An 11975-nucleotide genomic window follows, 5' to 3' on the forward strand; every position below is an offset into this window, starting at 1 on the left:
CGAACCTGACGCTTGCGCCACCATTGACACGGAAATGACCAACCGCGGTGCGGAGGCACGATGACTGATCGTTTCATTGAAGTCTCGTTGGACAAGCGGGGGGTGAGCTGCACGGCAAAGCTGCTCGACGACCGCGCACCGATCACCTGTGCGGCCGTGTGGGACGCACTGCCGCTGGGCGGCGATGTGTATCACGCGAAGTATGCGCGCAACGAGATCTACGCCCTCATTCCGCCCTTTGCGCCCCAGGAGCCCCCCCTGGAAAATCCCACCATCACGCCCATTCCCGGTGACCTCTGCTATTTCACCTTCTCCGACACCCAGTTGAGTACGTCCTCCTACGGCTACGAGGCCGCGGCCGAACAGCGCGGCGCCGAGGCGGCGCACGCGCAGCGCGCCACCGTGGTCGACCTCGCGCTCTTCTACGAGCGGAACAATCTGCTGATCAACGGTGACGCGGGATGGGTGCCCGGGATCGTCTGGGGCTCGATCGTCGAGGGCCTCGACGAGATGGCGGAGGCGTGCCAGGACCTGTGGCGGGCCGGCGCGTTGGGGGAGACCCTGAACTTCCGGCGCGCGTAGCCGCCTTCGACGGCGGCCGGGCGTGTGGCCCGTGGCCGGGCGCTGTTTTGGCTGCCCCGCCGTCCCGGTATGCCGCCCGCGCTCGCGCCCGCGCTCGTCCTCACGTGCCGGACGGGCTGAAGAGCCAGCCCGTCCGGCACCCGGGACCGGGAGAGCGGGGGACGTGGAGCCCCGTCAGCCGGGCGGTGGCTGGATGGCCAGGCTGGCCTCGTACAGGGCGTGGGAGGCCGCGAGTACCAGGGCGTCCGCGTGGCGGGGGCCCACCAGTTGCACGCCTACCGGCAGCCCGTCCGCGTCCACCCCGCAGGGGACCGATGCGGCGGGCTGCTGCGTCAGGTTGAAGGGGTAGGAGAACGGCGTCCACTCGGTCCACCGCGTCAGCCCTGAGCCCTCGGGCACCTCAACCCCCGCCGAGAAGGCGGTGATCGGCATGGTGGGCGTCACCAGCAGATCGTAGGCCGAGTGGCTGTGCTTGCTGCTTCCCTCGCCGCCGCTCAAGAAGACCCCCATCGACTTCCCCAGCGCCATCCGTACGTCGACGGCGGCGAGATAGTCCAGCGCGCTGCGCTGCGCCCCCTCCTCGCACACCTCCCGCAGCCCGGGATCCAGACGCGCGCGCGTCTCGGGGCCGAAGCTCTGCGCCACGCGTGCGGCGCCGCTGAACCAGAGGGTGTGGAACGCCTCGATCGGGTCCTCGAACCCGGGGTCGGCCTCCTCCACGTGCGCGCCCAGCTCCTCCAGGAGCGCCACAGCGCTCCGTACGGCGGAGGCGACCCCGGGTTCGACGGCGACCCGGCCGCCGAAGTCGGGCGAGTAGGCGATCCGCAGGCCCCGCACGCCCTCGGCTCCGGCCGCGAGCGCGCCGCGGAAGCTGTGCGTGACGGGCCCGAGTTGGGACCAGTCGCGTGCGTCGGGTCCCGTGATGACATCCATGAGCAGCGCCGCGTCCTCCGCGTCCCGCGTCATCGGCCCGACGTGCGCCAGCGTCCCGAAGGCGCTGGCCGGGTAGATCGGCACGCGCCCGTACGTCGGCTTCATCGCGAAGATCCCGCAGAAGGAGGCGGGGATACGGACCGAGCCGCCGCCGTCCGTGCCGAGCGACAGCGGCCCGGCGCCCATGGCGACGGCCGCCGCGCTGCCCCCGCTGGAGCCGCCGGCCGTACGCGAGGGCGCGTACGGGTTGCCCGTGACCCCGTGCCTGGGGCTGTCGGTGACGCCTTTCCAGCCGAACTCGGGGGTCGTCGTCTTGCCGAGGAAGACGGCGCCGCTCTCGCGCAGCCGCCCGACGGCGGGTGCGTCCTCGTCCCACGGGCCCTCGGTCTCCACCGACCACGAGCCCCTGAGGGTCGGTTCGCCGCGCTGGAGCAGGATGTCCTTCACGGTCACGGGCACCCCGTCGACGGGCCCGGCCGGCTCGCCGCGGCGCCAGCGTTCCGTCGCTGCTTCCGCGCCCCGCAGCGCGGACTCGGCGTCGATACGGACGAAAGCGTTGACCCGCTCCTGCGCCTCGACCGCCTGTTCCAGCGCGGCATGGGTGACGTCCAGCGGTGTGAAGGCCCCTGTCTCGTAGCCGGCGACGAGCTGGGTCGCGGTGAGTGCGGTGAGATCGGACATGACGAAACCTCCCGAGGAGAGTCCGGACTGCGTCCGGGAAGGACCGGAGGGGCCGGGGTCAGGGTGCCGGGCTCTCCGGCTTCGTCGGCACGTAGCCCAGCTCCGTGTCCACGACGTTGAGCAGGGGCTCGCCCGCCTCCCAGCGGTCGAAATTGTCCAGGAACTGTTCGGAGAGGTCGTCGCGCCAGCCGACCGTGTCGCCGCTCATGTGCGGGGAGATGAGCAGGCCAGGCACGTCCCACAGCCCGCTGTCGGCGGGCAGCGGTTCCTCGCCGAAGACGTCCAGCGCCGCGCCCTTGATGCGGTGCCGCAGCAGCGCGTCCACGAGGTCGTCCTCGACGACGTGCTGACCGCGGCCGACATTGAGAAAATGGGCCTCGGGCTTCATGAGCGCGAAGGTGCCCGCGTCGAACATCCCCTTCGATTCCTCGGTGAGCGGAGCGACGCAGATGACCCAGTCAGCCTGGCCGAGCAGAGTGCGCATCGCGCCGGTTCCATGAACCCGGCCGAATTCCGCGTCGCTGTTTCGCGGAGTCCGTCCGACGAGGTCCACCTTGACACCCAGTGCCATGAGTGAGCGACCGATTTCCCGGCCGATTGGACCGGACCCTACGACCGTCGCGCGAGTTCCGCTCAAGCGGAATGTCTCGCGGTGCCGCCACCTTCGTTGTCGTTGCAATTCCCAAGTGCCACGGAAATCCTTGGCCATGGCTAGGACAAGGCCAAGGACGTATTCGGCAATGGGCCGGTCAAAGATGCCTCGCGCATTCGTGATGACCGTTCCCCGGCCGTCGGCGAGTTCCGGAAGCAACCGGTCCACTCCGGCGCTCGGGGTGTGCACCCAGCGCGGCCTCGGGCCCTCGCCAGGCCACGCATCGCGCACCGCGTCGGACAGGAAGTCCCAGACCAACAGTACGTCGGCGTGGGGAAGTTGATCAGCGAGCCTCTTCTCGTCGACGTGCACCACGCGAGCGCGCCCCGCCAGCCGGTCGAGCCGCGGCAGCGGCTCGTCGTCGAGCACAAGCAGGCATGTTTCGGACATAGGCAGGAAACCGTTTCGCAACGTCGGGACGGTTGGCTGTACGGGTGACCCGAGGAAGACGGGCGGATCCCTCAGATGGGAGGATTGACCACGGTAGGGAGCAGAAACTACCTTCGTCAACAAAGGCTCTACCCTCGGCGTACCGGCGTCCCGGCTTCAGACCGGCTTTGCTATTCCTCTCACTTCCCTCTGACTCAGGGGCCTTCTGGCCATGAGCCACCCCTCCGTTCTTTTGGGGCCCGAAAATGGACGTCTCCTTCCTCGGCGGACCGACGCCGCAACGCGGCGTGGGAATCGTCGCGCCCTTCGACTTCGCGCTCGACCGCGAGCTGTGGCGCTGGGTGCCGGACGATGTGTCCCTGCACCTCACACGTACCCCGTTCGTACCCGTCGAGGTCAGCCTCGACCTCGCACGGCTCGTCAGTGAGCACGAGACACTGCGCGAAGCCGTACGGGCCCTGTGCGCCGTGGCCCCCGAAGTGGTGGCCTACGCCTGTACGTCCGGCAGTTTCGTCGGCGGCACCGCGGGCGAGCGGGCCATGGCCGCTGCCATGACCCAGGCCGGCGAAGTCCCGTCCCTGACCACTTCGGGAGCGCTGCTCGAAGCGCTCCTGGAGATCGACGCACGGCGCATCGCGATCGTCACCCCGTACACCAAGTCGGTGACCGACTCGCTGGAGGAGTACCTCGACGAGGCGGGCATCGCCATCACGGGACGCAGCTACCTCGGCCTCACCCGTGAGATCTGGCGGGTGCCCTACCGCGACGTCGTGGACATGGCCAGGGAAGCGGTGGTGGACGCGCCCGACGCGCTGTTCATCTCCTGCACCAACCTCCCCACCTACGACGTGATCCCGCAGCTCGAAGCCGAACTGCGCATGCCCGTACTCTCCGCCAACCAGGTCACCATGTGGTCGGCGCTGCGCGGGATCGGCAAAGAGGCGGTCGGCCCGTACCAGGCGCTCCTCGACCCCGTGGCGCGGCGCGGCCCCGCGGCCATGACGCCCTCACCGCCGGCCCTCCACGACGCCGACGGCCTCGACGATCCCGCCGACACCCTCCAGGGCCACGGTCACCACGGCCACGGACACCATGAGCCGGAAGCCGCTTTCGCCGGGGCCGGCACCGAGTCCTCCGACCCGATGGAGGCCACCGACCTCGGATTCCCGCAGTCAGGGCACACCGATGAGTGGGGCGGCGGAGCGCAGCCCCCCGTCTGAGCCCCGCGCTCCGTACGCGTTCCCCGTACGAGCCCTCTCGTACGGTCCTGCGCGCACGACCTCGCACGCACCACATGCAGCACATGCACCACGCCACGGACCGACGCACCACAGGAGGCGTAGATGGCACACGCGGTGGGATTCCTCTACCCGGGGTACTCGGCCGAGGACGACTATCCCCGCCTGGAGCGGATCCTCGCGCAAGCGGGCGCCGACGTACGGCTCCCCCTCGTGCACACCGACATCGGCGAGGACGCCCACCGCGTCGACGCCCTCCTGGAGATGGGCTCGGCAGCGCGGCTCGCCGCGAAGGTGGAGGAGGCCAAGGGCCACGGCATCCAGGCCGTCGTGTGGGCCTGCACCAGCGCCAGCTTCGTCTTCGGCTGGGAGGGCGCGCAGGCACAGGTGCGCGAGCTGTCCGCCACGGCGGGGCTGCCCGCCTCCAGCACGTCCTTCGCCTTCGCGCGGGCCGTGCGGGACCTGGGCGTCGAACGGGTCAGCGTCGCGGCGACGTATCCCGAGGACGTCGCCGAGCTGTTCACCGGCTTCCTCAAGGCGGCGGGCGCCGAGGTCGTCGCCATGCGGGGCAGTGGCATCATCACGGCGGCCGAGGTCGGTACGTGGGGCGAGGACGAGGTCCTCGCGCTGGCGCGCGGGGGCGACCACCCCGAGGCGCAGGCCGTGCTGCTGCCCGACACGGCCCTGCACACCGCGGCCTACCTCCCCGCGCTGGAGGCGGCGCTGGGCAAGCCCGTTCTCACCGCGAACCAGGTCACCGTGAAGGAGGGGCTGCGGCTCCTCGACCTCTCCGTGCGCTGCCCCGAGCTGGGCGCCCTGTTCACCTGAGCCGGGCACCCGCTGGAAGAAACGGCGGACCGCCCGCGTTGTTCCTTGCCGTAGGCAACCAAAGCAAGGAAGGCGAGGGCCATCGTGGGCGACGGCGGAGTAGCGAGCGGGGTACGGGGCGAGGCACAGGGGAACGCACCCGTTCCGCTGTCCATCCTCGACCTGGCGAACGTGGGCAAGGGCCACACAGCGGCGGAAGCGCTCACCGCGTCCAAGGAGGCGGCACGCCTCGCCGACGCCAGGGGCTTCACCCGCTACTGGGTGGCTGAGCACCACTCCATGCCGGGGGTGGCCAGCTCCTCGCCGGCCGTCATCCTCGCGCACCTGGCGGCGCACACCACCCGCGTCCGGCTGGGCTCCGGCGGTGTGATGCTCCCGAACCACGCACCCCTGGTGATCGCCGAGCAGTTCGGCACCCTGGAGGCGTTCGCGCCGGGCCGCGTGGACGTGGGCCTGGGCAGGGCGCCGGGCACGGACGGTGCGACGGCCGCGGCGCTGCGCCGTACGGAGCGGCTGCGCGAGGGCGCGGAGGACTTCCCCCAGCAGCTCGCCGAGCTGCTGCACTTCCTGGACGACGACTTCCCCGACGGGCACAGGTACGCGCGCATCCACGCCGTGCCAGGACCCGTGCAGTCCGAGGACAGCGCGAGCGCGGCGCGTCCGCCGGTGTGGCTGCTGGGCTCCTCCGGGTTCAGCGCGCAGCTCGCGGGCAGCCTCGGTCTCCCGTTCGCCTTCGCGCACCACTTCTCGGCGGCCAACACGGTGCCCGCGCTCGACCTGTACCGCGACTCCTTCCGCCCCTCGGCCCTGCTGGACGAGCCCTACGCGATGATCGGCGCAGCGGCGCTGGCGGCCGAGGACGAGCGCGAGGCGTACCGCCAGGTGCTGACGGGGGCGCTCTCGATGGTGCGGCTGCGCACGGGGCGGCCCGGGCTGATCCCGACGCCCGAGGAGGCGGAGGCGTACGAATTCAGCGCCGTGGAGCGGGACTTCGTGGACAGCTGGCTGGGGAACGTCACGCACGGAACGCCCGACGCCGTACGCGAAGGGCTGGACGCGCTGGTGAAGCGGACCGGCGCCGACGAGCTGATGCTCACCGCCAACGCGCACTCCCCGGACGTCCGGGTCCGCTCCTACGGGCTGATCGCCGACGCCTACGCGCTGCCGACGTCGTGCGAGGACCAGGCCAGCAGCTCGGAGATCCGGTCGGCCTCCATCGGCTTGGCGTAGTGCCAGCCCTGGCCGGTGTCACAGCCGATCCTGCGCAGCCGTTCGGCCTGCGCCGGGCCCTCCACGCACTCGGCCGTCACGGTCAGGCCCAGCTTGTGCGCGAGCTGCACCAGCGCGGTGACGATGGTCTCGTCCGCCGGGTTCTGGTGCCGCGCCGTGCGGAAGCCGCGTACGAACGTGCCGTCGAGCTTCAGCGCGCGTACGGGGAGGCGGCTGAGGTAGGCCAGGTTGGAGTACCCGGTCCCGAAGTCGTCGATGGCGATACGGACGCCCATCTCCGAGAGCGCCTGGAGCGCCTGGAGGGGGCGTCCCGCCGAGCCCATGACGGCTGATTCGGTCAGCTCCAGCTGGAGCAGCCCCGAGGGCAGCCCCGTCTCCTCCAGGATGTCGGCCACGTCCCTGACGAGATCGGAGTCCCACACCTGGCGCACCGCGACGTTCACGCTGACGTAGAGCGGCGGCCCCGGATGCTCCCGCATCCAGCGCCGCGCCTGGCGGCAGGACTCCTCCAGCACCCAGCGGCCGAGCGGGACGATGGCGCCGTTCTCCTCGGCGAGGCCGATGAATCTGTCGGGGCTGAGCGTCCCGAACTGCGGGTGCCGCCAGCGCACCAGCGCCTCGACACCGCGCAGCGCGTCGTCGGCGAAGCCCACGATCGGCTGGTACTCCAGCACGAACTCCCCGCGTTCCACCGCTCTGCGCAGGGTGCTGGAGAGCGCCTGCCGCGTCATGCGGTGCGCGTTGCGCTCGGGATCGAAGAGCGTCCAGCGTGCCTTTCCGTCCGCCTTGGCCCAGTAGAGCGTGGTGTCGGCCGCCTGCATGAGTTCGGTGGGGCTGGTCCCCGCCGTCTCGCGTTCGACGACACCGATGCTGGCCGACACCGAGAGCCGCTGACCCGCCAGGTCGAACGGCCGTTGGAGCGCGGCGAGCACGGACTGTGCGAGCTGGGTCAACTGCTCCGTCCCTGTTGAGGATTCGACCAGCAGCGCGAACTCGTCGCCGCCCAGCCGCGCCACCAGGTGCCCGCCGCACTCCTCGCCCGCAGGGTCGCCGGCGCACAGGCTGAGGCGCTGTGCGACCGCGTCGAGCAGGCTGTCGCCGACCCGGTGTCCGAGGGTGTCGTTGACGGCCTTGAAGCCGTCCAGGTCGATGTAGCACAGCCCGGTCCTGCCGGTCGCCGAGTCGGCGAGCGCGCCGGCCAGCCGTTCGAAGAACAGCGTGCGGTTGGGGAGCCGGGTGACCGGGTCGTGCATCTGGAGGTGCCGCAGCCGTTCCTGGAGGTCGCGGCGTTCGCTGATGTCGGAGATCGACAGCAGCGCCTCACCCCCGCGCGAGGTGGGGGTCACGGTGATCTCGGCCCACAGGGTGTGCCCGTCGGCGTGCTTGAGCCTGCGGGTGCAGGACATCCGGTCGGTGCGTCCCTGGAGCGCCTCGTTGTAGGCGCTCCGTACGCGCCCGTCGAGGCCGAGGCCCGCGAGGTCGGCGAGGGGCCGCGAGGTGAGCCTGCGCGGGTCGGCGCCGAGCAGGGTGCCGAGGGCGCGGTTGGCCGTGAGCACACGGCCGTCGCGGTCGACGATGGCCATGGGGAGTTGTGCCGCGTGGAACGCGGCCTGGAAGTCGCTCTCGTGGTGCCCGTTGTGCGCCCGGCGTCGCCAGCGCTTGTGGTTACTTTCGGTGAGGATCTGCGGTGCCGTTCCGAGGGTGTCGCCGGAGTCTTTGCCCGGTCCTTCGAGGGGTCCGTTCACCGATCGCTCCGCGGGGGGTTCGTCTCGTGCGGATCGGACGGGGGGCTGCCCGTGGGCATCCCAGAGGAGGATCCGCGCTGGAAATGTGCCGATCATAGAGGTTGCCGCAAGAGTGGAGCCAGTGTCTCCGGGGCGGACACCGGTCGCTGTGACACCTGGGACAAAAGTGCGGGCGCGGGGGTGACCGTTTCTGCTCCGGCACTGAGAGCGCCCTGACCGCTTACGACCGAGCATTACAAAGAGTAGTCATATTGTGGTTGACTCGACCGGGCTACCGGAACGGGACATAGGGCCCCATACGGGGACAGTGTGGGGAGGGTCCGCATTCCTGTTCCGGTGAGGTCGAGACGTGGCGCAGCCGCATATACCCGAGGGGGTGGCCGCGTGGCGCGCTGGGCGTGTCACACGGCCTACCGGTCCCCGGAAGCGGCACCGCGTGGGCGCCGTCCTCATGGCGCTGACCGCGTTCATGGGCATGGCTCTTGTCGCGGGGCCCGTGAAGCCCGCCGCGGCGGTCACGTCGTGCGCGCTGCCGCGCACCGACGCGCACCACTCGCTGGGTCTGGACACTTGGAACGCCTCCTATCCGCGTCCCCGCGGGACGCTCGACGCCGCCCTTCTCTTTCTCTCTTTCCCCGATGCGCCACCCATGGCTACTACCAAGGAGCTGACGGCTGACCATTTCCCTTCCACTTCGGACTTCTTCGCCCGTGCCTCGTACGGGAAGTTCCGCCTACGGCCGCACCCGGAGAACCGCTGGATCAAGATGCCGTCGGCGTCCACCTCGTACGGCATACAGCGCGACTGGGACGCCGGGCTGCGCTCCACGTACCTGCATGACGCGGTCGCGGCTGCCGACCGGTACGTGGACTTCTCCCGCTACGACATCGTGTACCTGGTGGCCGATCCGGACGCTCCCGGCGTGAACTCGGACGCGACGAAGGTCGTCAACTTCGACGAGCCCATCGCCGTCGACGGCACCGAACTGAGCCGCCTGGTGGCCGTGTTCGAGCAGAGCCCGCCCGACCGCAATGTGCTGGCACACGAGACGGGGCACGTCTTCGACCTGCCTGACCTGTACTCGCGGCCCGCCGACGGCAAGGCGGACTGGGACACGCGGGTGGGGGACTGGGACCTGATGGGCAGCCAGTTCGGGCTCGCGCCCGAGCCGTTCGGCTGGCACAAGTGGAAGCTGGGCTGGCTCGACGACTCCCACGTCGACTGCGTTCCGGCCGAAAGAGGCCCCACGCTCCACACCCTGCGCCCCCTCGCCGCTTCGCCGCGCGACGGCGCCGTGCCGGGCGGCGGCACGCGCGGCACCCGTGCCCGCGGTCCAGGCGGCAAGCGGCTCGCCGTCGTGCGTACGGGCGACAACGAGGTCCTGGTCATGGAGGCGCGCGCCCGGCAGGGCAACGACCAGGGGCTGTGCTCCGAGGGCGTGCTGCTCTACCGCGTGCACGGCGACAAGCCCTCGACACAGGGCCCCGTCGAGGTGGTGGACGGGCACCCCGGCACCAGCGCGTGCGGCAGCGGATCCGTCCACCCGGCGCTCGCGGACGCGCCCCTGGGAGTGGGCGAGAGCTACGCCGACCCGCGCGACGGTGTGCGGGTCGAGGTCACGGGGCGTACGTCCGGCGGGGAGTGGGAGGTCAAGGTCACCCGGGGGTAGCGGGGGCCGTGGAGCGGACGAGGGCCAGGAGGGCGCGGCTGAGGGCCGTTTCCTGGTCGCGCAGGTCCAGGATCACGTCGTAGTGGTTCCGGCCGGGGATCACCAGCGGTCCTGTGTCGGCGGAGTCGGCACCGGCCTCCGCCCTCGCACCGGCCTCCGTTCGCGCCGCGGACTCGGCCCTCGCCGCGGACTCGGCTTCCGCTTCCGCTTCCGGTTCCGTTTCCGGTCCTGGTCCCGCTTCCGGTTCCGCACCTTCTGGCCGCCCTGCCCACAGCGCGGCGAACCTCCGCGACTGCTCCAGGAAGCCGCCGCCGTCGTGTTCGGCCACGGTCATCAGCGCCGGGAACCGGCGCCGCGCCAGCAGCAGGAGCGGGCTCAGCGCGGCGGCGCGCGGTACGTCCAGGCCCAGCCACGCGTTCACGTACACGCGGGAGAGCGGGCGCAGGTCGAACAGGCCGCTGATGGGCAGGGCGGCCTTCACCACGTCGCGGGGCAGGCCCAGTTCGCGCTGCCAGCCGTCGAGCATGAGCATCCCGGTCAGATGTCCGCCGGCCGAACTTCCGCCCACCACGATCCGGTCGGGGTCCAGCCCGTGCGCACGCCCGTTCCCGTGCACCCAGGCGATCGCGGCCCGCACCTGGCGCACGATCTCCTCCAGGGAGGCGGCAGGCGCCAGCGTGTAGTCCGGCACGACCGTGGCCACGCCGTTCTCGTGCAGCATCCGGGCCATGAAGGCGGAGTCGTCCCGCGAGAGGGCTCGCCAGTAGCCACCGTGCAGGAAGACGAACACGGGGCGCGGACGCGCCGGCTCGCCGGGGCCCCACACATCCAGCCGTTCGCCGCCGACCGCGTCGTACACCAGGCCCCTGTGTCCTGGCAGCCCGCGCACGGCGCGCTCGGACTCGCTCCTGTACTCCGCGAGAAGCTCGTGGAAGCGCTCGTCGCCCACCGTCTTCTGCACGTTGTACAGCTCGTCCAGCTCCGCGTCCTCAAGCGTGTCGCCCGGCCAGCGCGACGCGGAGGTCATCGGGTCTCCGCCGCGGCGAAGGTGAGCACGCACTCGGCGACGGTGCCCGGGTTCTCCAGCGTCGGGAAGTGGGTCTCACCGGCGATCCTGTGCGGCTCGAACCACGGGTGCTCGGCGGCGAAGGCGCGCTGCGCCTGGTGGTAGGACTCCTCGGCGGGCTGCGAGAACAGGTGTGCCACGGGCCGCGGCTCCTTCAGCGCCGCCATCCGCTCCAGCGGCGAGCCCCAGGTGGCGTACGCGTTCTCGATGACGCGGCACGAGCGCGCCCACATCTCGAAGCCGAACGAGGCCATCTCCCGGTCGAGATGGCGTGCGACGGCGGGGGAGTCGGCCATGGCCAGCCAGATGTCGAACAGCTCCTGGCGGCCCTCGCGCCAGGTGTCCGGGTCCTGGCTCCTGCGGAGGCTGGCAACGAACCCGGGTTCGGCGCGCGGCATCAGCCAGTCGACGACCATCGTGCGCGGCACCCGCGCGGCGCCGAGGCGGTCGGTGACCTCCAGGTTGGCCCAGCCGCCGTGCGAGGTGGAGACGGGGACGACCCGTTCGATCTCCAGCGCGTCCAGGAGTGCCACGGTGTCGTCGGCCATCTCGGCGACCCCGAAGTCCCCCGCGACGGCGCGCTCCGTGCCGTGCCCGCGCCAGTCGGCGCGTACCACCCGGTGCCGGGCGGCCAGCAGCGGCAGCACCGGGTCGAAGAGCCTGTGGTCCTGGCACCAGCCGCTGACCAGCAGCAGTGTCGCTGCTCCCGCGGGGGCGCCACCGTCGGGCTCGGTGATGTCGTAGTCGATCGTGTGGCCGTTGAGCTGTGCGGACTGCATGGTTCCTCCCTCTCGCCGGGTTCAGACTGGCGCGGTGAGGAATAGCGAGCAAATACCCTAACGGGTCGCTCCTATAACCGTCTTGGTATGTCTCAGTGCGCGGTGCCCCGCGCGCCGTCCACCCGCCGTCGCCGTATACCCGCCCAGCTATACCCCACGGGGGAACCGGTATTGGTCCGCAG

At 71.1% G+C, this 11975-nt stretch carries 10 protein-coding genes; 5 read left to right on the forward strand and 5 right to left on the reverse strand.

Annotated elements, in window-relative coordinates:
* Positions 1-60 precede the first annotated feature (60 nt).
* A complete protein-coding gene (locus NMN56_RS15225) occupies positions 61-582 on the forward strand; it encodes a DUF3830 family protein (protein WP_274043787.1) in 522 nt (173 codons plus the stop codon).
* Positions 583-756: 174 nt separating this feature from the next.
* Here NMN56_RS15225 and NMN56_RS15230 read toward each other — a convergent pair whose 3' ends face one another.
* On the reverse strand, positions 757-2196 hold the full coding sequence (locus NMN56_RS15230; RefSeq protein ID WP_274043788.1) for an amidase: 1440 nt from the start codon (positions 2194-2196) through the stop codon (positions 757-759).
* Between the two features lie 58 nt (positions 2197-2254).
* On the reverse strand, positions 2255-3238 hold the full coding sequence (locus NMN56_RS15235; RefSeq protein WP_274043789.1) for a D-2-hydroxyacid dehydrogenase: 984 nt from the start codon (positions 3236-3238) through the stop codon (positions 2255-2257).
* 245 nt (positions 3239-3483) lie between these two features.
* Between NMN56_RS15235 and NMN56_RS15240 the strand changes: the two genes are divergently transcribed.
* From NMN56_RS15240 to NMN56_RS15250, 3 genes are all read left to right on the forward strand, one after another.
* On the forward strand, positions 3484-4458 hold the full coding sequence (locus tag NMN56_RS15240; protein ID WP_274043790.1) for a maleate cis-trans isomerase family protein: 975 nt from the start codon (positions 3484-3486) through the stop codon (positions 4456-4458).
* 123 nt (positions 4459-4581) lie between these two features.
* The gene (locus NMN56_RS15245) at positions 4582-5304 is read left to right on the forward strand and encodes a maleate cis-trans isomerase family protein (protein ID WP_274043791.1); all 723 of its coding nucleotides are present in this window, start codon (positions 4582-4584) and stop codon (positions 5302-5304) included.
* 84 nt (positions 5305-5388) lie between these two features.
* Positions 5389-6534, forward strand: a complete 1146-nt coding sequence (locus tag NMN56_RS15250) for an LLM class flavin-dependent oxidoreductase (protein WP_274043792.1) — start codon at positions 5389-5391, stop codon at positions 6532-6534.
* Here NMN56_RS15250 and NMN56_RS15255 read toward each other — a convergent pair.
* The gene (locus NMN56_RS15255) at positions 6459-8279 is read right to left on the reverse strand and encodes a putative bifunctional diguanylate cyclase/phosphodiesterase (RefSeq protein ID WP_274043793.1); all 1821 of its coding nucleotides are present in this window, start codon (positions 8277-8279) and stop codon (positions 6459-6461) included. The two genes, NMN56_RS15250 and NMN56_RS15255, sit on opposite strands and share 76 nt — an antisense overlap.
* A 451-nt stretch (positions 8280-8730) precedes the next feature.
* Here NMN56_RS15255 and NMN56_RS15260 point away from each other — a divergent pair, with 451 nt between their 5' ends.
* Entirely contained in the window at positions 8731-9948 is a 1218-nt protein-coding gene (locus tag NMN56_RS15260) for a M6 family metalloprotease domain-containing protein (protein ID WP_430542589.1), read from the forward strand.
* Here NMN56_RS15260 and NMN56_RS15265 read toward each other — a convergent pair.
* Both NMN56_RS15265 and NMN56_RS15270 read right to left on the reverse strand, forming a co-directional pair.
* Positions 9935-10975 carry an alpha/beta hydrolase gene (locus NMN56_RS15265; protein ID WP_274043794.1) on the reverse strand — a complete coding sequence of 347 codons (1041 nt, stop codon included), beginning with the start codon at positions 10973-10975 and terminating at the stop codon, positions 9935-9937. The two genes, NMN56_RS15260 and NMN56_RS15265, sit on opposite strands and share 14 nt — an antisense overlap.
* Positions 10972-11793 (reverse strand): alpha/beta fold hydrolase, encoded by an 822-nt coding sequence (locus NMN56_RS15270; protein WP_274043795.1) that lies wholly within the window; start codon positions 11791-11793, stop codon positions 10972-10974. The genes NMN56_RS15265 and NMN56_RS15270 overlap by 4 nt, the downstream gene beginning before the upstream one ends.
* Between the last annotated feature and the right edge of the window lie 182 nt (positions 11794-11975).

The organism is Streptomyces iconiensis, from assembly GCF_028657195.3.
In the GTDB taxonomy this organism is placed as follows: domain Bacteria; phylum Actinomycetota; class Actinomycetes; order Streptomycetales; family Streptomycetaceae; genus Streptomyces; species Streptomyces iconiensis.

Coding starts and splice junctions, on each gene's coding strand:
- NMN56_RS15240 (WP_274043790.1), top strand. CDS start 3,484: ATGGACGTCTCCTTCCTCGGCGGACCGACGCCGCAACGCGGCGTGGGA.
- NMN56_RS15260 (WP_430542589.1), top strand. CDS start 8,731: ATGGCGCTGACCGCGTTCATGGGCATGGCTCTTGTCGCGGGGCCCGTG.
- NMN56_RS15230 (WP_274043788.1), bottom strand. CDS start 2,196: ATGTCCGATCTCACCGCACTCACCGCGACCCAGCTCGTCGCCGGCTAC.
- NMN56_RS15225 (WP_274043787.1), top strand. CDS start 61: ATGACTGATCGTTTCATTGAAGTCTCGTTGGACAAGCGGGGGGTGAGC.
- NMN56_RS15265 (WP_274043794.1), bottom strand. CDS start 10,975: ATGACCTCCGCGTCGCGCTGGCCGGGCGACACGCTTGAGGACGCGGAG.
- NMN56_RS15245 (WP_274043791.1), top strand. CDS start 4,582: ATGGCACACGCGGTGGGATTCCTCTACCCGGGGTACTCGGCCGAGGAC.
- NMN56_RS15270 (WP_274043795.1), bottom strand. CDS start 11,793: ATGCAGTCCGCACAGCTCAACGGCCACACGATCGACTACGACATCACC.
- NMN56_RS15235 (WP_274043789.1), bottom strand. CDS start 3,238: ATGTCCGAAACATGCCTGCTTGTGCTCGACGACGAGCCGCTGCCGCGG.